14 protein-coding genes are annotated in these 21493 nt (G+C 62.3%); 7 read left to right on the top strand and 7 right to left on the bottom strand.

Features of this window, described 5'->3' with window-relative positions:
- Window positions 1–20: 20 nt before the first annotated feature.
- Both AC4BBN_RS02660 and AC4BBN_RS02655 read left to right on the top strand, forming a co-directional pair.
- A complete protein-coding gene (locus AC4BBN_RS02660; RefSeq protein ID WP_490590398.1) occupies window positions 21–509 on the top strand; it encodes a hypothetical protein in 489 nt (162 codons plus the stop codon).
- A gap of 374 nt (window positions 510–883) precedes the next feature.
- Window positions 884–2491, top strand: a complete 1608-nt coding sequence (locus tag AC4BBN_RS02655; protein WP_490590397.1) for a methyl-accepting chemotaxis protein — start codon at window positions 884–886, stop codon at window positions 2489–2491.
- Between the two features lie 146 nt (window positions 2492–2637).
- On the opposite strand, the gene AC4BBN_RS02650 is transcribed toward AC4BBN_RS02655, so the two are convergent.
- The 3 genes from AC4BBN_RS02650 to AC4BBN_RS02640 form a co-directional block, all read right to left on the bottom strand.
- Entirely contained in the window at window positions 2638–3159 is a 522-nt protein-coding gene (locus AC4BBN_RS02650) for a hypothetical protein (RefSeq protein WP_490590396.1), read from the bottom strand.
- Between the two features lie 71 nt (window positions 3160–3230).
- Complete coding sequence (locus tag AC4BBN_RS02645) at window positions 3231–3914, bottom strand: alpha/beta hydrolase (RefSeq protein WP_490590395.1); 684 nt, start codon at window positions 3912–3914, stop codon at window positions 3231–3233.
- A 21-nt stretch (window positions 3915–3935) separates the two neighbouring features.
- The gene (locus AC4BBN_RS02640) at window positions 3936–4787 is read right to left on the bottom strand and encodes a DODA-type extradiol aromatic ring-opening family dioxygenase (protein WP_490590394.1); all 852 of its coding nucleotides are present in this window, start codon (window positions 4785–4787) and stop codon (window positions 3936–3938) included.
- 96 nt (window positions 4788–4883) lie between these two features.
- Here AC4BBN_RS02640 and AC4BBN_RS02635 point away from each other — a divergent pair, with 96 nt between their 5' ends.
- Complete coding sequence (locus AC4BBN_RS02635; protein ID WP_490590393.1) at window positions 4884–5777, top strand: LysR family transcriptional regulator; 894 nt, start codon at window positions 4884–4886, stop codon at window positions 5775–5777.
- 162 nt (window positions 5778–5939) lie between these two features.
- Complete coding sequence (locus AC4BBN_RS02630) at window positions 5940–7970, top strand: hypothetical protein (protein ID WP_490590392.1); 2031 nt, start codon at window positions 5940–5942, stop codon at window positions 7968–7970.
- A gap of 149 nt (window positions 7971–8119) precedes the next feature.
- On the opposite strand, the gene AC4BBN_RS02625 is transcribed toward AC4BBN_RS02630, so the two are convergent.
- Window positions 8120–9772 carry a sensor domain-containing protein gene (locus AC4BBN_RS02625; RefSeq protein WP_490590391.1) on the bottom strand — a complete coding sequence of 551 codons (1653 nt, stop codon included), beginning with the start codon at window positions 9770–9772 and terminating at the stop codon, window positions 8120–8122.
- Between the two features lie 427 nt (window positions 9773–10199).
- Between AC4BBN_RS02625 and AC4BBN_RS02620 the strand changes: the two genes are divergently transcribed.
- Window positions 10200–11189 carry a diguanylate cyclase domain-containing protein gene (locus tag AC4BBN_RS02620; protein WP_490590390.1) on the top strand — a complete coding sequence of 330 codons (990 nt, stop codon included), beginning with the start codon at window positions 10200–10202 and terminating at the stop codon, window positions 11187–11189.
- A gap of 2 nt (window positions 11190–11191) precedes the next feature.
- Window positions 11192–16807, top strand: coding sequence for a PAS domain S-box protein (locus AC4BBN_RS02615; protein ID WP_490590389.1), 5616 nt, complete (start codon window positions 11192–11194; stop codon window positions 16805–16807).
- 128 nt (window positions 16808–16935) lie between these two features.
- Here the strand turns inward: AC4BBN_RS02615 and AC4BBN_RS02610 are convergent, their stop codons facing one another.
- From AC4BBN_RS02610 to AC4BBN_RS02600, 3 genes are all read right to left on the bottom strand, one after another.
- A complete protein-coding gene (locus AC4BBN_RS02610; RefSeq protein ID WP_490590388.1) occupies window positions 16936–18369 on the bottom strand; it encodes a 3'-5' exonuclease family protein in 1434 nt (477 codons plus the stop codon).
- Window positions 18370–18444: 75 nt separating this feature from the next.
- Window positions 18445–19587: a YVTN family beta-propeller repeat protein gene (locus tag AC4BBN_RS02605; RefSeq protein ID WP_490590387.1), complete on the bottom strand. Its 1143-nt coding sequence runs from the start codon at window positions 19585–19587 to the stop codon at window positions 18445–18447.
- Window positions 19588–19637: 50 nt separating this feature from the next.
- Complete coding sequence (locus tag AC4BBN_RS02600; RefSeq protein ID WP_490590386.1) at window positions 19638–20450, bottom strand: creatininase family protein; 813 nt, start codon at window positions 20448–20450, stop codon at window positions 19638–19640.
- Between the two features lie 212 nt (window positions 20451–20662).
- On the opposite strand from AC4BBN_RS02600, the gene AC4BBN_RS02595 reads away from it, so the two are divergent.
- Entirely contained in the window at window positions 20663–21484 is an 822-nt protein-coding gene (locus AC4BBN_RS02595) for an HDOD domain-containing protein (protein ID WP_490590385.1), read from the top strand.
- The last annotated feature ends 9 nt before the right edge of the window (window positions 21485–21493 follow it).

The following is a 21493-nucleotide window of genomic DNA, read 5'->3' as shown; positions in this document are numbered from 1 at the left end:
GTCTTCAACGGGCGGACACCATGGGGCTTCAAAAAACCGATAAGGCACGAGCCGAACTGCAACCCGGGCGCCGCAGTCTAGGCCAGCGGGAGCGTGCGCTGCTGCTGTTGGCCAATGGTCGCAAGAGCGTACAGGAGGTGGCTGCGTATTTTGGCCACGAGGGCGAACAGTTGGTGTTGCAGCTCTTGCGTGACGGTTACCTGAGCCAGCAGGTTTCAGCGGCTGCTGTCGTGGTTCAACCCACGGCGGTAGACCCGTTTGACGGCAAGCGATCGCTGGCCACCACGCGCATGTTTTTGTTTGATATTTGCGAGCGCATGTTTGCCAAACGAGACCCGGCCCAAGCCGAGTTCTTTCGCGAGGCCTTGCGCAATGCCCGCGACCGTGCGTCCATGCTGGAAGTGGGCCGCGCGATGCTGGACGAGGTGGAAAACATCGCCGGCGCCGATCGCGCCGACTCCATCCGCGAGCGTATCGCCATGCTGCTGCCCGAGGAGATGGCGGCCTGAGAACGTGTTCTCAGGTTGTTGCTGAAGTTGGGGCTCCAGCGTTGGCGCTACACGGATCGGTATCCGGCCCAGGTCTTGCATACCAAGCTTTGGGCGTACATGCCAGGACGCGATACATGCTTGTTCATGGACGCTGGGCTACGCTATGGCCCATCCCATAATTCTCGAATTGAATCTACTTCGCATTCACTGTTTTCGTAGTAAATGTTGAGGATGCTTGCGTATCTTTTAGGTCGATTTTTGGAGTGTTACAGCGGTTTCTAAGTGTTAATTTGATGTAAATTGATAGCGTGGAGCCAGCCAGCGTTAATGTCTGAGCCGGGGTCTGCTGACCTCCGCTACGGGAACAAAAAACTTCAACACGAAGGGTATCCATGAGGCTTAATCTTCCTGTCACTCAGCACGAGTACACCTTCCCCACTGAACAAACCCTGGTATCCGTGACGGACCTGAAGGGGCGCATCACCTACTGCAATCCGGCATTCATTGAGGTCAGCGGCTATTCGAGTGCCGAGCTTTTGGGCCAGGCCCACAATCTGGTGCGCCACCCTGACATGCCGGAAGAAGCCTTTCGCGATATGTGGGCCACCATACAGGCCCGGCTGCCCTGGACCGGGCTGGTCAAGAACCGCCGCAAGAACGGTGACTACTACTGGGTCCAGGCCAATGCCACGCCCATGGTAGACGGCAGCCAGATTACCGGTTTCCTGTCCGTCAGGACGGTCCCTAGCCGCTCGGCTGTGCAAGCCGCAGAAACGCTGTATGCGCAAATGCGTAGCGAGGCCAAATCCGGTAGCAAAACCTACTTGCTGCGCAACGGAAAAGTCATTCGAAATGATCTGGTGGGAAAGCTGCAGCGTCTGTGCAGCCCCGGCCCGGTGGCCCGTCTCGCACTGGTTCAGGCCGTGGCTCTGATAGTGGTATTGGCTTCGGTCGCGATGCACATGCCTCTGGCGGTGACTGCCGTCTTGGGGGGAGCGCTGGCCGCCGTGGTCGTCTGGCTGTCCTGGTCCATGGCGATTGATCCCTTGCATTCTTTGGTCAAGGACGCTAACAACCTCGCGGCAGGTGATTTGTCCCACGCAGTTCGTACCGATGGCAGCGGCGTAGTGGGCCAGTTGCAACAGGCCTTGATGCAGATGTCGGTCAATTTGCGTACGGTGGTCAGCGATGTGCGGCAGGAAATCGACCAGGTCAGTGTCGCCGTGGCTGAGATCGCCGAAGGCAACCAGGACCTGTCTGCACGCACCGAGTCGCAGGCCAGTAACCTGCAGCAAACCGCTGCGTCTATGGAGGAGATCACCGGCACCGTGCAGCATAGCGCTACGGCTGCCACGCGTGGTTCCAAGCTGGCGCAGGAAACCACACAGATCGCCCAGCGCAGCAATGAGGCCGTCCATTCGGTGTCCGAGTCCATGCAAAAGATTGCCCAGTCGTCTGCGCAGATCACCGAAATCATCCAACTGATCGAAGGGGTTGCATTCCAGACCAACATCCTGGCGCTGAATGCGGCCGTCGAGGCGGCCCGAGCTGGTGAGCAGGGCCGGGGGTTTGCCGTGGTGGCCAGCGAGGTGCGGGCTTTAGCGCAGCGTACGACCGCTGCGGCCAAGGAGATCAAGACCTTGATCACCGAGTCGTCCCATCGCATCAGTGCCGGTGGCGAGCAGAGCAGCAGTGCCTTGGAGCGCATGCAGTCGGCGCTGGAATCGGTAGGCAAGGTGAGCACCGTGCTGGATGAAATCGCCCACGCTTCCGGCGAGCAGACGCTGGGTATTTCCCAGATCAACGAGGCGGTTTCTCAGATGGATTCGCTGACCCAGCAGAACGCGGCTATGGTGGAGGAGCTTGCCGCAACGGCGAAGTCGCTGCGCGGGCAGGTAGAGGGCGTGAGCAACACCATGCGCTTGTTCCGCCTGCGTTCAGGCGAGCCGACTCTGAGCCAGATGGACGCAGTCGCACTGCGCCGTGAACACAAGAGTTGAAGTTTGAACCATGAGCCCGGACCACTGCATGTAGATGTCGCTTGCGCAGGCTGAATCCAGGCCCTGCGGGGTCTCCAAGCAGAGCGGCACGGCGTCATGCAGCGTTGTAGTGGCGCGTAGGGCTTGGCCGCCGGTAACTCAAGCGTCTACCAGCGGATTTCCGTAAATCCCAGGTGGTGCATGAATTCACGCAAGATCAGCAGCATGGCGGCAAAGTGGGGTGTATCTGGTATGCCTGCACTGGCAGCGGGCCGGCCCTGGGATAGGGCCGCGAGCAGGTCGAAAAGACCCTCCACAGTTTCCAAAGACATGCTGCGGCTGTGCACGGTGTCTATGCCCACCATGTTGGCCATGGCCAGCAGGGCCGCGTCGGCGCTGAACAAGGTGGTGTGGCCCGCAACCAGGTGGCGTGCCAAGGTGACTTCATCCTCCACCACCATGATGGCGTTCTCGATTTCGCCGGGCGTGGGCGGTGTGTGCTTGAAGAATGCGGCCGCCGTTTTCTGCGACCCGATGGCCAGCGACAGCACCGCGCTGGGCTCTGCCTCGTGGCCTACGGCCAGCACCGTGGCCGTCTCGCCGATATGCAGCACGGTGATCGCCGTACCCAGGGGCAGTTGGAGGCGTGCGGCGGCGTAGTCGCGCTGGATGGTTGTGTCGGTGTCCATGGTTTTCTTAAGAAAAATAAGCCTTTTGCGCTGGTAATACCTGCGCTGGCAGCTATCAAATTAGGAGTATCTTATTGCGCAGGCAGCACCTTGTGCAGCCAGGCCAGAAAGTCGGCATGCGTGGCTGCGCTGATGCCGTGGTCCATGGGGTAGAGCCGGGTCTCGTGGGCCACGCCCAGCATGGTCAGCAGCTCGTCGGCGCGCTCGGCCCAGGCGACGGGCAGTTTGCTATCCGCCGTGCCGTGGGCCACAAAGGCTTGCAGCTGGTGCAGACGCGCCGGCGCGGCCAGGTGCGGCTCCAGCTCGGGCAGGATGCGCCCGGACAGCAGGCCGAAACCCGCCACCCGCTCGGGTGTGCTGAGGGCCAGGCTGGCCGACATGATGCCACCCTGGCTGAAGCCTGCCACCACGGTGCGTTGCGGGCTGACGCCATAGGCGGTTTGCAGCTGCTCCACGAAACGAATCAAGGTCAGGCGGCTGCTCTCGGCCTCGGCGGCATCAATGCGCGGCCCCTGCGCGCCAAAAGCCACGCGGAACCAGGCGAACTGCTCAGGGCCCAGTGTCAACGGGCCACGCGCCAGCACCACTAGGGTATTGGGCGGCAGGTCGCTGGCCAGTTCGGCCAGGTTGGTTTCGGAGCCGCCCACGCCGTGCAGCAGCACCAGGCAGGCCTGGGGCTGGGCGGGTACGGGTTGCAGCAGGCGGAATGCCAGGCTGAAGTCGGGACTGGTCTGCAGAGGGCTCAAGGTGGGCATGGCGTGTGTTCCAGGTTGCATTCAGTGGGTGGTTTCAGTGCTGGCTGCGGGCAGGCCCCAAGCATAAGACTCCATGGCCAGTACATGGTAGGTGGTACCCCCATCCAGTACTTGCGCGGGTTCGGCGTTGCCGCGCGCGCCCATGGCCACCAGCAGCGGCAAAAAGTGCTCTTCTGTGGGGTGGGCGCGCTGCGCGTGGGGGGCTTGCTGGCGGTAGTCAACCAGCTTCTGTGTATCGTTCTGGGTCACGGCTTGGCGCACCCATCGGGTGAAGTCGGTGACGTACTCGGCGGTGGCGCTATCGGGGCCGGCGTGGAAGTCCACCTCGTACAGGTTGTGCGTCATGCTGCCCGAGGTCACCACGGCCACACCCAGGGCGCGCACGGCGGCCAGGGCCTCACCCAGCTGGAAGGCGGTGCCAGCGTTCAGGCCCAGGGGTAGAGACACCTGGAACACCGGCACATTGCCGGCCGGCAGCAAATGGCGTAGTGGTACCCAGGCGCCGTGGTCCAGGCCACGCTGTCCGTCCAGGCTGGTGGGCCAGCCGGTGGCTGCCAGCAGCTCGGCCACCTGGGCCGCCAGGGCGGGGTGGCCGGCGACGGGGTAGTGCAGTGCGTACAGCGGCGCGGGGAAGCCGCCGAAGTCGTGCACCGTCTCGGGCGCGGGGCTGGCGGACACGCGCACGCCACGGGTTTGCCAGTGTGGCGACACCACTAGCACGGCTTTGATGTCCTGCAGTTGCTGGCCTGCGGCCTGCAGCAAGGGGCCTAGCCGGCCAGGTTCCAGCGCAAACGTGGGGGCGCCGTGGGAGATGAAGAAGACCGGGGCCAGGCTGGCGGTGGCAACGGCGCTGGCCGGGGCGGCGGTGGTCATGGTGGTGTCGGGTGAAAGCATGGCCTTCACTGTATCTATGGCTATTGCAGAGATAAATGGCCTGAAATAAGATTCATTGTTTCAGCAGGCAAGACAATGGATCGTTTTCTGGAGATGCAAACCCTGGTGGCTGTGGTGGATGCCGGCAGCTTTGTGAAGGCGGCCGATAGCCTGGGCCTGTCCAAGGCGGCGGTGTCGCGCTATGTGGCGGACCTGGAGGCCCGCCTCGGCGTGCGCCTGCTGCAGCGCACCACCCGGCGCCTGTCGCTTACCGAGGCGGGGCAGGGGTTTTACGCACGCAGCAAGGAGTTGCTGGCCGGTGTGGACGAGGCCGAGGCCGAGCTCACCTCGCGCAGCGGCGCGGCCAGCGGCCTGCTGCGCATCAATGCGCCGGTCACCTTTGGCATCCTGCACCTGGCGCCGCTGTGGGGACTGTTCCGCAGCCAGTACCCGGATGTCGCGCTGGACCTGACCCTGGCCGACCGGGTGGTGGATCTGGTGGAAGAGGGCTATGACATGGCGATTCGCATTGCCACCTTGCCCAGCTCCACGCTGGTGAGCAAGCGCCTGGCCAGCACCCGCATGGTGCTGTGCGCGTCGCCGGCCTATCTGGCTGCGCACGGCACGCCGCTGCATCCACGCGAACTGGCAGGGCATGCCGTTATCGCCTACACCTACTGGGCGGCCAAGGACGAGTGGCATTTTGACGGCCCCGAGGGCACGGTCAGCGTCACGACCCGGCCCTGCATCCATGCCAACAACGGTGATACCTGCCGCGCTGCTGCCCTGGCCCACCAGGGCGTCATCCTGCAGCCGAGTTTTTTGGTGGGCGAAGACCTGGCCGCCGGCCGCCTGGTGGAGCTGCTGCCCGCCTACCGTTCGCTGGAGATGGGAATCTACGCCGTCTACCCCAGCCGCAAACATGTGCCTCCCAAGGTGCGGGTGTTGGTGGACTTTTTGGCGGTGGCGTTCCGGCTTACCAGTTGGTGAACCAGGGCAGGCTATCGCTCTGAAAAGTGTTCGTGCTTTCTTCCCTCCAATTGAGGATGTTGCAGAAGGATGTTGCTTGGGCATGTTGCATTCGCTGCATAGACTATTTTTGCAAATGTGAAGATTTGCAATCTTTTGTATTAAAAATTCCAGGAAGAATCTATGCACACCCCACTTCAATGGACCATGCTGGCCGTAGCCATCGCGGCTTTGTCGGCTTGCGGAGGCGATGGCGACGGCGCTGCCACGGTTGCGCCTGCGACTACCACTGTCTCTTCCACCGTAATGGATGGTTTGATCCAGGGGGCCATAGTCTGCCTGGACAAAAATGGCAACGGCCTGTGTGATACCGGCGAGCCGCAAGCAACCACGAATGCCGCAGGCGTGGCGACATTTGCCGTGCCGAATGCCGATGTCGGGAAATACACCGTTCTGGCGGTGGTGCCCGTGGGCGCAGTGGATGCCGATAGCGGGCCGGTGACAACCGCCTATACCTTGAGCGCTCCAGCTGACCAAACAGGGGTAGTAAGTCCCCTGACTACGGTGGTCCAGCAAGTGGCTGCAGCTACTGGCTTGAACACAGCCGACGCAAGTGCCCTAGTGCAAAACCAGGCTGGCCTACCTACTTCACCCATGGCGAACTATGTTGCGAACGGCGACAGCGCGGCTAACAATGCCGCACGCTTGTTGGTGGTGACCATCCAAAGCCAGGGTATCAGCCTGGGCGGATCTGCCGGCCAGAACGACAGCAGCGGCACAGCCATGACCGCAGACGATATTCATAAGGCCATATTGGGTAATCTTTTCAACGTACTCCCAGGTGCGGTTGCAGCCGGGAGTGACACAACGATAGCGTCGGCGTGTACCGATAAAACTTCAGTAGCATGCAAAGAGGCGATTGGCGCGGCGGCTGCAACCTTGGTCGCCGACAACGGTTTGACGAGCAGCACCTTACAGTCGCAGGTGGCCCTGGGTAAGTTACCAAAAGACACCAACACTTCCGATACCCCCGTGGCTAGTTTTTCGCTGGATTGGGTGAACGTAGGCGATGCAAACAATTGGTATACGCGTATCTTTACCTCCACCGCAGCAGAAGCCACGCCTGATGCCAATGGACTGACACGCTACCGCTCGATCCGCCATAACAATGTGAATGGCGTAGAAACCCAATGGGTCAACAGCAGTAATCCATTGCGCAAAGACGACGTGCATTGGAATGGGGCCTCTTGGGCCAGCTGCCCGCTAGGGACGGTGAATACCAGCACGGTACGGGACGCCCAGGGGCGTAGCTTTTACAGCTATTGCGATAGCCTAAACAAGGGCGTTACCCAGCGGGTCGTCACCGACATCACTGGCAAGACCATGGCAAGTATTTTTACCTTGATCCAGAACACCCGTACGGCCGCTAGCAACTGGGGCAATGCGCCTAGCGGGTTTACTGGCACCGTAACTGCAAGTGTGGGTAGCGCTGTATTTCCAAGCGGTTCTAAGCTGTATACCCAATCGGACGCCACTACGGCAACGGCGATTGGATATGACGTGCGGTCCGACAATATCGTGACGGTTGCAGATGCCGACGTAGCGGCCGGTGGCAATGCCATTACCAACAGCACGGTGGCTTGCGCGGGAACTAATTCATCCAATGCCACAAATGCAGTGACTTTGGAGACCCTGATTGCGCGCAACCCGGGTACCCCTTGCACCTATAGCGCACAAACTGTCACTGGGGTCGGTGGCGTTGTGTACACCAGCCTTTCACCCAACGTAGGGTGGGGCAACACCACGACCAGTTTGGGTAACCTGGGCAATAACCCCCTTGGTACCACCGGAACGGTGACCGGCTTTTATTCGGGCAATACCCGCTTTCGCGTGTCGTTCGCGGGCGGTAGCAGCAACGCTGCCACCTACTACTCTTGCCTTGAGCGTTCTACCAACGGATCAACCCGCAATTGCACCGTCATCGGCACAGGCACTTACGCCATTGCTACGATGGGAGATGCCCGTGTAATGACTTTCGCCGGGCTGCCTGCCCAACTTGCCGGCTTGAGCTACGAGCGCGTCTTTGTCGAGCGAGCCGGTCAGGTGTACTGGGCTTACAAAGATAAGTTGTCAACCAGCCAAGTGCTGCGGCTGAATGGAACTGCGGGTAATGCGGTACTCAGCCAACTAGGCTTAGCCACCTTCACTCCTTGAGATAAGGTCATTAGCTGAAATCCCCTGCGTGTACCAGTTGCCCTGCGCAGGGGATTTTTTAGGGCGGCGGACTAAAAAACGGTGCTGGCGGAGGTTTTATATGGTCTGCCAGCTATTGAAATAGTAGCAAAAACTGTTTCTACCTTGACTTAAATAGCGTCGTCAGCAGCAAAGAAGCGGTAGGTATTTTTGCCGTCGCGCTTGGCGGCATACATGGCCGTGTCGGCGCTCTGGATCAGGGCTGCGGGTGTGGCGCCGCCATACGGGTGCATGGCGATGCCGATGGAGGCGCCAATTTGCACCGTTTGCCCTTGCAGCACGATGGGTGCACGGATAGTAGCGACGATGCGGTCGGCGATCTGCGCCACGTCGTCCTGGTTCAGCGGGTTGTCCAGCAGGATGATGAATTCGTCGCCGCCCAGGCGGGCCACTGTGTCATTTTGTCGCACCAGAGCCAATAGTTTTTGGGCAACTTGCACCAGAAGCTCGTCGCCTACGTCGTGGCCCAGTGTGTCGTTGACATGTTTGAAACCATCCAGGTCGAGAAACATCAGGGCCAGCTGGCGTGGCTCGCGTGCGGTCTGGGTGATGAGCTGGCTGAGCCGGTCGGTCAGCAGCTGGCGGTTGGCCAGGTCGGTCAAAGGGTCGTGCAGTGCCAAGTGGCGGATGCGTTCGTCCTTGCGCCAGCGCTCGGTGATGTCGTTGAACACCGAGACATAGCGCGTGGCCGTGTCGGCCGAGCCCGGGATGGTGGTGATGCTCTGCCATTCGAGAAAGGCTTCGCCATTTTTATGCCGGTTCCACAGCTCGCCGGCCCAGTGGCCCTGCTGGGTCAGCGCGTGGTCAATGGCCTTATAGAAGGCATCGTCGTGGTGGTGCGAGCGCAGCAGCTGCGAGGGGCGGCCCACCACCTCGTCAGGGCTGTAGCCGGTGATGGCCGTGAACGCCGGGTTGACCGACAGAATCATGCCGTCTGCATCGGTCACCATGATGCCGTTGACAGTGTTGCTGAATACGCTGGCGGCCAGCTTGAGCTCGCTCTCGGTGGTCTTGATGTAGGTCATATCGTTGACTAGCACAAAGAAGCCGGCTACTTCGCCCAGGTGGTTGTGGTCTGGGATGTAGTGGGTCAGTGTGTAGCCGGTGCTGCCGTCGGCCTTGGTCAGGGCGCGTTCGAACTGCTGCCGCTCGCCGGCCAGGGCACCCCGCACATGGGCTTCGTTCAGCTTCCAGTTGGCTTGGCCCAGTAGCTCCAGCATGGTGCTGCCAATCACGTCTTCGGACTGGATGCTGAACCATTCCAGGTAGGGCTTGTTGGCAAAGTGGCAGCGCAGGTTCTTGTCCCAGTAGGCGACCAGGCTGGGCATGGCGTCGGTGATGGTCTGCACAAAGCGCGCGCTTTCTGCCAGCTCGCGGGCAATTTCCTCGGCACGCTGGCGTTCGCCCAGCAGCTCCGTCTCTATCTTGTGGCGTTCCAGTGCAACGAAAAACACCCAGTAGTAGCAGTCTGCGCCGGCAAACACACCCCGCTGGCAGTTCACCATCACCGGGACGCTGGCCTTGTGGGCGTCCTGGATCTTGAGATTCATTTCGCTGACGATGCCTTGGTTGCGCAGCAAGGCCCATACATGGGTTTGCAAAAAGATGCGGCTGGGTAGGGGGAGCAAGTCTTCCAGCGCGCCTTGGCTGAGCTGCTGCGCCGAGCGGCCCACCAGGCTGGCGAGACTACGGTTGGCGGCCTGGATATAGCCAGCGTGGTCGGTCACCAAAACCGGGCAGGGCAACTGGTCTAGCGTGTCCATCGTGCTGTGGTGCTCGGGCGGGTGGATAGGCTTCTCCTGTTGCGATGTCTTGCGTTGTAGCTTATCCCAGTCCTATCGCGCTGCAGCCCGCAATTGCTGGCTGGCGACAGAAAAATCACGGCCGACATTGAAGGCCAAATTTGTAGCACAGCCCATGGACCCCGAAGCCCTGCGCAGGGTCTTCCACAGCAGTCTCTAAATTGCAAGTTTTTGCATCTGAACCAGCGCTGTCATGTCTCCTATATATTGGGTATGAATCAGCCTGGTACGCAGATATTGTCTGCGCAGAGTGCTGCAAAAAACATAGTATTTTGATGGGCACCGCAGGGCCGCAACAGGACTAGACAATTGCTACCCAAGTCGATGCAAAACAGAGATACTGCTTCGGCGACCCACATGGGCAGGCCATCCATCATTTCGCGGGACAATGAATAACAGCAGCATTTTGTTGGTCGACGATGACCCTGTCATCATTCATCGCATCAGCCGCATCCTTTCAGAGGTGGCGACGCTGCGTTTCGCCACGAATGGTGAAGCTGCGTTGCGCCTGGCCCGCGTGGCCGTGCCGGACCTGATTTTGCTGGACTCTGAAATGCCGGGCATGAGTGGCTTCGAGATTTGCGAGATATTGAAAGCCGACCCCGAGTTTGCTGACGTGCCGGTGATCTTCGTCACCAGCCACAGTGATACAGCGTTGCATGTGGCGGGGCTGGAGCTGGGTGCGGTGGACTTCATCGCCAAACCCATCAGCGAACCGCTGCTGTTGGTGCGGGTCAAAACCCAGTTGCGCATCAAACACCTGACCGATGAGCTGCGCCGTACCTCTACTGTGGACGCCTTGACCGGCCTGGCCAACCGCCGCCGCCTGGACGAACGGCTGGAGCGTGAATGGTTGCGCAGCCTGCGTGACAAAGACCCCATTGCGCTGCTGCTGGTGGATGTGGATTTCTTCAAGCTCTACAACGACCATTACGGCCACCCCGAGGGCGATGCCTGCCTGCAGGCCGTAGCGCGGGTGCTGATGGAAAGCTGCCAGCGCCCGGCCGATCTGGCGGCCCGTTACGGGGGCGAGGAGTTTGCGCTTTTGCTGCCGCAAACCACGCTGGCCGGTGCGCAGTTGGTGGCGCAGCGCGTACTGGACGCCATGGCCCGCCAGGCCCTGCCACACGCGGCTTCATCTATCGCCGGCCATGTGACGGTGAGCGTGGGGATAGGTTATGTGGAGGTGCCCGGTAGCGAGATCCAGGTGCGTGACCTGGTAGCCGTAGCAGACCAGGCGCTGTATGCGGCCAAGAGTGCGGGACGGGCTCAGGCCTGGCATATGGGCACCGCCCCCCTGCAGCTGCCCGCTCCTGCGGTCGGCCACGGCCCCACCACGCTCAGGCCCCACAGCCCCCCTGATTTACCGGCGACCTGACCATGCAGCTCGCCGCCCTGTGGAAGTCCCCCCAGGATTGGCTGCGCCGGCCTATGGTACGGGCCAGGCTGGTTTTGCTGCTGGGACTGGCATTGACATGCTGGGCCACCCTATGGCAAGCCCGGCAGAACGCCGCCACTGCAGCGGGCCACTTTGACAGCCTGGTTCAAAGCACCATGGAGCAGTTGCATGCGCGATTGGGCATCTATGAATACGGCTTGCGCGGTGCTCGCGGCGCGGTGCTGGGTGCCGGTTTTGATTTAGTGGACCGCCAGCATTTCCGCGATTACGCCGACTCCCGACGGATCGACAAGGAGTTCCCGGGTGCCCGTGGCTTTGGCGTGATACGCCGGGTGGCGCAGGAGGATGAGGAGGCCTTCGTGCAGTCGGCGCAGCGCGATGGCTGGCCCAACTTTGCCGTGCGGCAGTTCAAGCCGAATCCGGGTGAGCGCTATGTCATCCAGTTTCTGGAGCCGGTTGAGAGCAACCGCATGGGCATAGGCCTGGACGTGGCCTCCGACGCCGGCCGCAGAACCGCAGCCGATCAGGCCATGCGCACCGGCCAAGCAACCATTACCGAACCCATCAGACTGGTGCAGGACCCGGCCGATGCGCCCAGCTCCTTTTTGCTGCTGCTGCCTATCTACCGACCCGGTGCTTCCGTGGCGGACCCGACAGCACGCGAGCTGGCCTTGGAGGGCTGGTCTTTTGCACCTCTGATGATCTCTGAGGTGCTGCGCAATGTAGAAATACACCGCGATCAGCTGGCTCTGACGCTCAGCGATGCATCGGACAAGGGTGAGCAGGTGTTTTACCGTTCGTCCTCCGAGGAACCCGTATCGGACTCGCTGGGTCAGCGCATCTCCCTTCCCATTTACGGGCGCACCTGGGTGGTAGAGGCCAAGGTTTTGCCGCCGTTTTTCGACCAATTGGATTCGGTGGACCCGCGCTGGGTGGCACTGGCAGGCTTGGCGATTAGTATGCTGGTGGCGGCCTTGGTTGGTATCCGCCAGAAAGAGCTGGCGCAGGCCGAACTGGTACGTCTGGAGCGCTCGCGCCGAGCTGCCATGGTGGACTACTCAGCCGATGCCATCGTGGGCGAGACACTGGATGGCCGTGTGGCCGACTGGAACCCGGCGGCTGAGCGGCTCTTTGGCTACACCGCCGAGCAGGCAAAGGAGCAAATGCTTGCGGCGCTGCTGCTACCTCCGGACCGGGCCCAGGAAGACACCGACCTTCTCGCGCGCATATCCAACGGCGAGGTGGTGCCCCCTTTTGATACCACGCGTATGCACCAGAACGGCAGCTTGCTGGATGTGTCTGTGGCGGGGGCTCCCATGCTGGGGGCCGATGGCCGCTGCATTGGCATTGTGAAAGTCGTACGGGATATTGGTCCCACCAAGCGAGCCGAGTTGCGTGTGCGCGAGCTCAATGCCAGCCTGGAGCAGCAGGTACTGGAGCGCACCGCATTGCTGGATACGGCACGCCGTGAACTGCAACTGATTCTGGACGCCGTGCCTTCGCAGATTGGTTATTGGGACAAGGGCCTGCTCAATCGCATGGCCAACGAGGCCTATCGCAACTGGTTTGGCATCGACCCCGCAGTGCTGCGTGGCACGCATATGCGAGACCTGCTGGGCCCGGTCGTGTATGAGAGCAGCCGGCCCGCCCTGGAAGCTGCGTTGGGTGGCCAGCCCCAAAGCTTCTTCGAGCAGGAAATCCCCATGCCGGGTGGCGGCAGCAAGCGGCACGCTCTGGTGAACTATTTGCCAGACATTGTGGATGGCGAGGTGCGCGGCCTTGTCACGCTGGTGCATGACGTATCGGAGCTGGTGGATGGCCGCATGAAGCTGGGCGCTCTGCAGCGCGAGAACGACGCCCTGCTGCGAACCATCCACTTGCATGCCCTGGTTTCGGTGGCCGACCGTGCGGGCCGCATCACCGAGGTCAACGACGCCTTCTGCCTGATATCCGGTTACAGCCGAGAGGAACTGTTGGGCCGCAACCACCGGGTGGTCAACTCCGGTGTGCAGGACAAGGCTTTTTGGACCGATATGTGGCGAACGATTTCGTCCGGCCAGCCCTGGCGTGGAGAGATTTGCAACCGCGCCAAAGATGGTTCGCTGTACTGGGTGGCCAGCACTATTGCGCCATTCATCGGGGCCGATGGACAGGTGGAGCGCTACATCTCTGTGCGCACCGATATCACCGCGTCCAAGCGGGCGGAGCAAACCTTGCGCGCCAGCCATGCTTTCCAGGACCGCGCCAACCGTGTGGCCAAGATTGGCGCTTGGCAGGTGGATCTGGACCCCATGCGAGTGGTCTGGTCGCCCCAGCTTAAGCTCATTCACGAGGTGCCGCCCGACTATCAACCGGGGGTGGAAGAGGGGTTGAGCTTTTACTTACCCGAAGATCGCGCGCTCATACAGCGAATGGTCGAACAGGGCATAGCCTCAGGCGAGAGCTGGGACCTGGAGGTGCAGATGCAGACGGCCCAGGGGCGGCTGATCTGGGTGCGGGTCCTGGGCGAAGCGGAGACGGAGCAGGGGCGCCCCGTGCGCCTGGTCGGCATCATGCAGGACATCACCACGCGCAAGCAGATCGAAAACACCCTGATCTACGAGCGTCACCTCATGACGTCTTTATTGAACACCGTACCCGACCAGATCTACTTCAAGGACATGTCCAGCCGGTTTTTGCGCATTAACCCCGGCCTGGCGCGGCGCTATGGGCTGCAGGATCCATCCGAGGCCATTGGCTTGTCAGACGAGGATTTCTTCACCCCCGAGCACGCCAGCGTAACGGCAGCTGTGGAGCAACACATCATGGCGACCGGTGTGCCCCAGATCGACCTGGAGGAGCAGGAGTTTTGGCCGGACCGGCCTCCGACCTGGAATCTGACGACCAAGATGCCCTTGCGCGATGTGCAGGGCAAGGTGATTGGTATCTTTGGTATTTCGCGCGACATCACCGCCCGCAAAAAGACCGAAGAACAGCTGCACGACACCAATCTGCGTTTCGAAATGGCGGCCGAAGGTGCGGGTTTGGGCGTGTGGGATCTGGACCTGGTCCACAACACCCTGAGTTGCGATGCGCGCGTATACCAGCAGTTCGGTGTGCCCGTGGATAGCGGCGAGGCGCCGGAATCACTCTGGGCACGCTGTCTGCACCCAGAGGACCTGGCGCTTTACCAGTCCCATGTGGATGCGACGGTGCGCGGAGAACATCCCATGAATATCGAATTCCGCATCGTGCGTCCCGATGCGGAAGTGCGCTTTATCAAGGCCGCGGGCCGTGTCTACCGCGACGCCTTGGGTACGCCGCAGCGCCTGACCGGGGTGAACCGTGACATCACCGAGCGCAAGCGGGCCGAGCTGCTGCTAGTAGAGACCAGCTCCTTGTTGCAGAACGTGCTGGAGTCCGCGTCCGAAGTGTCCATCATCGCAACCGACAGCCAGTTGACCATCCGCGTATTCAATGTCGGTGCCGAGCGCTTGCTGGGCTACTCCAGCAGCGAGATGGTGGGGCGTGAAACGCCCATGCTGATCCATGACCCCGAAGAGGTATGGGCGCGCAGCCAGGAGCTAAGCGACGAAGTAGGCCACCCGGTGCTGGGGGCCTCGGTTTTCACCGAGCCGCTCAGCCTGCACCAAACCCGCGAGTGGACCTATGTGCGCAAGGACGGCAGCCGGGTCACCGTGTCCCAGGTCATCACCGCCATGCATGCGGCCGATGGCAGCATCTTTGGCTATCTGGGTGTGGCCCACGATGTCACGCGGCAAAAGCAGGTAGAGCAATCGCTGCGCGACGCGATGCTGAAGGCCAAACAGGCCAGCGTGGCCAAAAGCCAGTTCCTGGCGAACATGAGCCATGAAATCCGCACGCCCATGAACGCGGTGATGGGCCTGTCCTACCTGCTGGGCCACACTGCTCTGGACGAGGAGCAGGCCGCTTTCCTGGACAAGATCAAGCTGGCCAGCCAGTCCTTGCTGACATTGATCAACGATGTGCTGGACCTGTCGAAGATCGAGGCCAATGAAATGGCCATAGAGCAGGTGCCGTTTGACCTGCACACATTGCTGCGCAATGTCTCCGACCTGATGGCTATGCAGGCCCATGCCAAGGGTTTGGAATTTCTGCTGGACTGGCCCGAAGACGTGCCCGATGTGGTGACGGGAGATGCCACCCGCTTGCAGCAGATCTTGACCAATCTGCTGACCAACGCCATCAAGTTCACCGAGCAGGGTTATGTGCGGCTGGTGCTGCAACGCCTGCCGGCGGCGGCGTCCGACCGTATCCGCCTGCGCTTTTCCGTAAGGGACTCGGGCATTGGCATTCCACCGGCGGTGCAGGCGCGCCTATTCGTACCCTTTGTGCAGGCCGATGCCTCCACCACGCGGCGCTTTGGGGGCACCGGCCTGGGCCTGTCTATCGTGAAGCACCTGGTCACCTTGATGGGCGGGCAGCTGGGCCTGGACAGCACCGAAGGCGTGGGCAGCGAGTTCTGGCTGCAGCTGGACTTTGACGCAGTCGCCGCCGACGCGGCCAAAGGCCACAAGCGCCAGCACGCTGTAGCCCCGGGTCGTGGTCTGCTCGGCCTACGGGTGCTGGTGGTGGACGACAGCGAGATCAATCTGGAAGTGGCCAAACGTATCCTGGCGCTAGAAGGGGCGCTGGTCACCCTGGCGGCCAATGGCCGTGAAGCCATCGACATTCTGCGGGCCCAGCCCAACGCAGTGGACGTGGTGCTGATGGATGTGCAGATGCCCGAGCTGGACGGCCTGAGCGCCACCCGCATCATCCGCCAGGAGCTGGGTTTGCCCCGTTTACCTGTCATTGCCCTCACGGCTGGCGCCATGCTGGAGGAGCACCAGCAGGCCGAAGCCGCAGGCATGGACGACTTCATCGCCAAGCCCTTCGATGTGCAGCACCTGAAGCGCACCATCCTGCGCCATGTTTCGGCCCTCGGAGGCGAGGCCCAGGCAGCGCCGGAGTCACCGGTGGCGGTGGCCATTGCCGGGCCGACGCAGACCGGTTGGCCCGCGATTCAGGGGGTGGATGCCCAGGACGCCCATGCCCGCCTGGGCGGGGACTGGAAGCTGTTTTACGCCATGCTCAAGCGCCTGCTGCGGGAGTTTCATGCCACCAGCCTGGCCCCTGTTGATGGGGATCTTGGATCGCTGACCACCTTGGCGCAGCGCATGCACAAGCTGCGTGGCAGCGCCGGCATGCTGGGCGTGAATGCTGTGCAGCAACTCGCTGGCGAGGCCGAACAAGCCTGCGCGGAAGGGCTGGTCAACAAAGCCCGGCAACTGCTGCGCAAGCTGGATGCGCAAATGGACAGCCTGCAGCAGAGTGCCGCCCCGTACCTGGACGCCCACGACAAGCTGGTGGACGCAGCGCCGGCCGAATCTGGCCCGCCATTGGCGCCCGAGGACTTGGCCGGCCTGTGTGACCTGCTCCAGCAGCAGGACATGCTGGCCATCCAACGTTTTGAGGCCCTGGCGGCGCAGATCAAGCCGCTGCTGGGACCAGAGCGCTTCGCCCGCCTGCGTGACGACATGAACAATCTGCAATTCAGCGACGCGGCCCAGGTGTTGGGCACTTTGCGAACCTGATTCCATTTCCAGATCAATCCGAATATGTTGTTGCTTCGCCTTGCCGTGGCAAACCACTGTCTGCGGCTTCGCACCTCATCTCGTGTTGATCTGGAAATAGAGTGACGCCCCAGCTGCCTGGAGGGCCTCTATTCAGCCTTGGATTCAGCCAGGTGCAGCAATTGGCCCGGCTTGGCCTGGGCCAGGGCTTTGCTGATGATCTTGTAGGTGTCAAAGTCAAACGCGGCCTGGCCGCCCTGTAGCAGCTCCTGCACCTCTTCTTCGTTGCGGGCCGTGCCCAGGTGGCGCCAGGCGTGCAGCACGTGCAGGTCATCGCCCTCGCGCAGACCTATGGGGCCCGGGTAGGGCCAGCGCTTGACCTGGTGGCGGGTCAGGGCGGTACGCAGCGCCAGGTTGTGCTGGGCCATGCTTTGCGCGCCCACACAGGCGCCGGCGCACTGCTGTACCTGGTAGGCAAAGCAGGGCTTGCCGGGGGCGATTTTTTCCAGGCCCAGCACGGCCCGGCACAGGCGCTGCTCGGTGGCCAGGTCTTCTAGCAGTTGCAAGGCCGCGCGGCGTGAGCGGAACGGGCCAAACAGCGCGTCCTGCACGCCCAGTCCGATGTCGGCTCCATGCACCAGGCGCGGCACCAGGGGCGCGTGCCCAGACGCGGGTGTGGACGCGGATGGTTGTGCGGGCTGGTCCAGCCGCCATGCGTGCAGATCGTTTTGCCGGCGCAGTTGCACATTCAGGCTGGGCTGGTGTTGCTTGACCATGCGGGCCTCTAGCAGCAGGGCGCCGATTTCACCGGCGGTCTCCACCCAATCGATGTCGGCCACCTGCTGGCTCAGGCGCATCTCCTTGGGGTTGGACAGCGCAGCGCTGAAGTGGGCCAGCACGCGGCTGCGCAGGTTCTTGCTTTTGCCGATGTAGAGCGGGTTGCGCTGCGCGTCCCAGAACAGGTAGACGCCCGGCGTTTCGGGAATGCGGTCGATGTGCTCCGCATCTAGCTGCGGCGGCACGGCGGCGCGGCCCGACAGGGTGGCCACCGCGTCCTGCAAGGTGGCAGGGGCAAAGCGGGTTTGCAGCAGCTGCCAGAACTGCGCCAATGCATCGGCGTCGGCCAGCGCGCGGTGGCGGTCGGGCATCTGCAGGCTGTGTGTGGCCACCAGCGTGTCCAGGTTGTGCCGGGCCTGCTGCGGGAACAGCATGCGCGAAAGCTTCACCGTGCACAGCACGGGTGCCTGCCAGGTGATGCCGCAGGCCTTGAATTCGGCGCGCAGAAAGCCGTAGTCAAAGCGCGCGTTGTGCGCCACAAAGAGCTTGCCGCGCAGCCGGTCCAGAATGTCAACGGCCACGTCGGCAAAGCGGGGCTGGCCGGCGACCATGGCGTCGGAGATGCCGGTCAACTGCTGGATGAAGGCGGGGATGGGCGTGCCGGGGTCCAGCAGCTGACTCCAGCGGCGCACATGCGGGCCATCGACCTCGACAATGCCCACTTCGGTGATGCGGTCCCGCCCGGCGGTGCTGCCGGTGGTTTCAATGTCCACAAAGGCCAGGGCTGGGAAGTCGGTGCTGCTCATAAGGAAAATCGGGCTCCGGCGCAGGTAATACCTGCGCAGGTAGCTATGAAAAACGCAGCAAAATGGCTGCAGGCGTTACCGCATATTACCGGTGTGGCCCAGCGAGTAGCGGCCAGGCTGGGGCCAGACCGTCAGGCCATGCGGCTCGGCGCCGACCTTGATGGACTTCACCGCGCCGCTGTCGGTGTCAAAGGCATACACCACATCGTCGAAGCGGCCGGACAGCCACAGCGTCTTGCCGTCGGCGCTGACGTTGCCCATGTCCGGGCTGCCGCCGCCGGGGATGGGCCAGGTGGTCAGCACCTTGCGCGTGGCGAAGTCCAGCACCGACACGCTGCCCTTGCCGTGGCGCATGCCGTGCACCATGTTGCTGCCGCGATTCGAGATGTACAGCTTGCTGCCGTCACGGCTTGGGTACAGGCCGTGTGCGCCCACGCCGGTGGGGATGGTGCCGAGCTTGGTGAAGCTCTCGCCATCCACCACGTAGATGCCATCGGCCATCATGTCGGCCACATAAAACACCTTGCCGTCGGGCGAGACGCGGATGTCTTGCGGCATGCCTTTCTTGTTCAGCTCCAGGTAGCCCACCACCTTGCGGTTGACCATGTCGATCTTGGCCAGCTTGCCGCCGAACTCGCAGGTGAAAAGGGCGTAGCTGCCGTCGATGGCGAAGTCGGCGTGGTTGATGCCCTTGCATTCGGGCACCGACAGGCTGGACTTGAGCGCCATGGTGTGGGCGTCGCGGAAGTCCAGCCGCGCATGCGCCTCGGCCACCACGATGGCTTCCTTGCCGTCGGGCGTGAAGTACATGTTGTAGGGGTCGTCTACCTCCACGTTCTTGCCGGGTTTGCCGGTGACGGGGTCGATGGGGGTCAGGCTGCCGCTGTTCTTGCCCTCGGCGTTATTCGCTACCCACAGGGTTTGCAGGTCCCAGGCGGGCACCACGTGCTGGGGGCTTTGGCCCACGGGGAATTTGTCCACCACCTTCATGGTCGCCGGGTCGATTACATAGACATCGTTGGAGCGCAGATTCGGCACGTAGATGCGCGGCAGGGCCTTGGCGACGGCCGGGCTCAGACGGTCGGTGCCGGCCTCGCTGTAGAGGTTGCTGGCGTTGACCACCGGCGGCATGCCGGGGATGGTTTTGATGGCTTGGGCTGAGGCTGTGACAGCCATGGCCGCCAGGGCCAGAGAGGTGAGGGAGGTTTTGAATTGCATGCTGGTTCCTGTAGAGATGCTGGTCGCGTCTGTCAGCTGTTAATGGGTGCCTAGTGCGCGGCCGTACTGGTTTTGAGGGCTTGTATGGTTTTGCTGACGATGGCGTCTATGCCCAGCTGGCCCAGCTCGGCGCTGGCGCGGTGCGGGTCGCCGCCGTACACGCCATCGGCCTGGCCGACCTTGGGGCCGCTGCGCATCGCGTCCTGGCGCACCATCTGGGGCGCCACGGCCATCAGCAGGGCGGTGTCGGCCAGGCCGGCGTGGGTGCCTATTTCATCGTCGCGTATGCCGTGCTGGCGCAATATCTGGGCATAGCCGTCAGAGCTGGTGGCGTAGTACACCGGCGGCACCAGGGCCTGTGCCGTGGCGCCCCAGCTTTTGTTCAACTGGGCCACCACCTGCTGTATATCCTTCTGGTAGCCGCCGTGGTCACCCAGAAAGACGATGTTTTTGAAGCCATGCACCTTGAAGCTGTTGGCCGCCGACTCCAGTGTTTTCTTGAATACATCGTCCGGCACGGTGATGGTGCCGGGGAAGCGCATGTGCGACGAGGTGGGCGCCGTGCCGCCCTCGGGCACGTAGGCAATGACCGGGGCCACCAGCGCATTGCCCAGGCCTTCGGCAATGCGTTGCGACAGCACTTTGACCCGTGCGTTGTGCTTGCCCAGCGCCACATAGGGGCCGCTTTGCTCGGTGCCGCCAATGGGCACCAGGATGGTGGTTTTGCCGGCCTGCACCTGGTCGCGCAACTCGGTCCAGGTCAGGTCTTCCAGAAACACGGTTTTGGGGGCTTGTGCCCACACCACGGGGGCTGCCAGCAGCAGGGCGGCGCAAGCCAATGGCAGGCGAAATCGACAATACATAAAAATCCTTACGGGGGCCGCCTGCGCGCAAGTGTGCGGGTTTTGGCGGTGCAGGGTGTTGCGCCAGGTCAAACCGTGGCACCGGGGCCGTACTGACTGAGTTCCATACCCAGCGGAGGTTCCCGCCGCCTGGATGGGAAAAATGGGCTTTACCCGTTGGAAACGGACTATATTGACAGCATTTTCCCGCAGTCCCATCCCCGGAGAACGCCATGCAACTTGCAGAAATTCTTGCCTCCGACACGCTGATTCCGTCCTTGCCCGCCACGGTGGCGCAGATTCTGGGTGAGTTTCAGAAGGCTGAGCCCGATGTGCGCCGTATCACCGAGCTGGTTTCCAGCGAGGTCGGGCTGACGGTGCGCATACTGCGGCTGCTGAACTCCGCCCGCTACGGTGGTGGTGGCCGCATTGGCACGGTGGAAGGCGCGATTCCGCTGCTGGGCCTGAAGGCCACCAACCAGCTGATCAGCGCTGCAGCGGTGGGCGGTGCCTTCAAGCAGGTGCCGGGCGTGGACATGGCCGACTTCTGGCGCCACAGCCTGGACGTGGCCAAGATCGCCCAGTCCCTGGCCGACTCCATGCGTATCGACAAGGGCCTGGCCTTTACCTCCGGCCTGCTGCATGGCGTGGGCGACCTGGTGATGAAGATCGCCATGCCCCAGCAGCCCTGTTTGCAAACCAGCTTTACCTCGGATGGCGACCGCCATGCCCGGCAAGTGGCCGAGCTGGGCTATTCCTACGCTGACGTGGGCGCGGCATTTGCCGCCAAATGGCATTTTCCGCAGGCCATTGTGGATGCCATCAAGCACCACCCCAACCCCAGTGAAGACACAGACAGCGAAACCCTGGCCGGCATCGTTTACCTGGCCTCGTGGGGCAGCCTGGCCCATGAAATGGACCTGGACGCCCCGGCCCTGTTTGAAAAATACCCCAGCCGTGTGGCCGACTCGATTGGCTTCGCCGACCAGGAGCTGCTGTGCTCTGAAAACCCCATTGAATGGACGGGCCCGGCCGAAGCCGGCGACTTCGCCTGAACTGAGGCA

This window comes from Rhodoferax sp. SPJ21 (assembly GCF_058216335.1).
This window is presented reverse-complemented; position numbering and strand designations above follow the sequence as displayed.

What these genes read in the sequence shown, in the direction of transcription:
- AC4BBN_RS02660 (WP_490590398.1), top strand. Translation starts at nt 21, where the DNA reads ATGGGGCTTCAAAAAACCGATAAGGCACGAGCCGAACTGCAACCCGGG.
- AC4BBN_RS02655 (WP_490590397.1), top strand. Translation starts at nt 884, where the DNA reads ATGAGGCTTAATCTTCCTGTCACTCAGCACGAGTACACCTTCCCCACT.
- AC4BBN_RS02650 (WP_490590396.1), bottom strand. Translation starts at nt 3,159, where the DNA reads ATGGACACCGACACAACCATCCAGCGCGACTACGCCGCCGCACGCCTC.
- AC4BBN_RS02645 (WP_490590395.1), bottom strand. Translation starts at nt 3,914, where the DNA reads ATGCCCACCTTGAGCCCTCTGCAGACCAGTCCCGACTTCAGCCTGGCA.
- AC4BBN_RS02640 (WP_490590394.1), bottom strand. Translation starts at nt 4,787, where the DNA reads ATGACCACCGCCGCCCCGGCCAGCGCCGTTGCCACCGCCAGCCTGGCC.
- AC4BBN_RS02635 (WP_490590393.1), top strand. Translation starts at nt 4,884, where the DNA reads ATGGATCGTTTTCTGGAGATGCAAACCCTGGTGGCTGTGGTGGATGCC.
- AC4BBN_RS02630 (WP_490590392.1), top strand. Translation starts at nt 5,940, where the DNA reads ATGCACACCCCACTTCAATGGACCATGCTGGCCGTAGCCATCGCGGCT.
- AC4BBN_RS02625 (WP_490590391.1), bottom strand. Translation starts at nt 9,772, where the DNA reads ATGGACACGCTAGACCAGTTGCCCTGCCCGGTTTTGGTGACCGACCAC.
- AC4BBN_RS02620 (WP_490590390.1), top strand. Translation starts at nt 10,200, where the DNA reads ATGAATAACAGCAGCATTTTGTTGGTCGACGATGACCCTGTCATCATT.
- AC4BBN_RS02615 (WP_490590389.1), top strand. Translation starts at nt 11,192, where the DNA reads ATGCAGCTCGCCGCCCTGTGGAAGTCCCCCCAGGATTGGCTGCGCCGG.
- AC4BBN_RS02610 (WP_490590388.1), bottom strand. Translation starts at nt 18,369, where the DNA reads ATGAGCAGCACCGACTTCCCAGCCCTGGCCTTTGTGGACATTGAAACC.
- AC4BBN_RS02605 (WP_490590387.1), bottom strand. Translation starts at nt 19,587, where the DNA reads ATGCAATTCAAAACCTCCCTCACCTCTCTGGCCCTGGCGGCCATGGCT.
- AC4BBN_RS02600 (WP_490590386.1), bottom strand. Translation starts at nt 20,450, where the DNA reads ATGTATTGTCGATTTCGCCTGCCATTGGCTTGCGCCGCCCTGCTGCTG.
- AC4BBN_RS02595 (WP_490590385.1), top strand. Translation starts at nt 20,663, where the DNA reads ATGCAACTTGCAGAAATTCTTGCCTCCGACACGCTGATTCCGTCCTTG.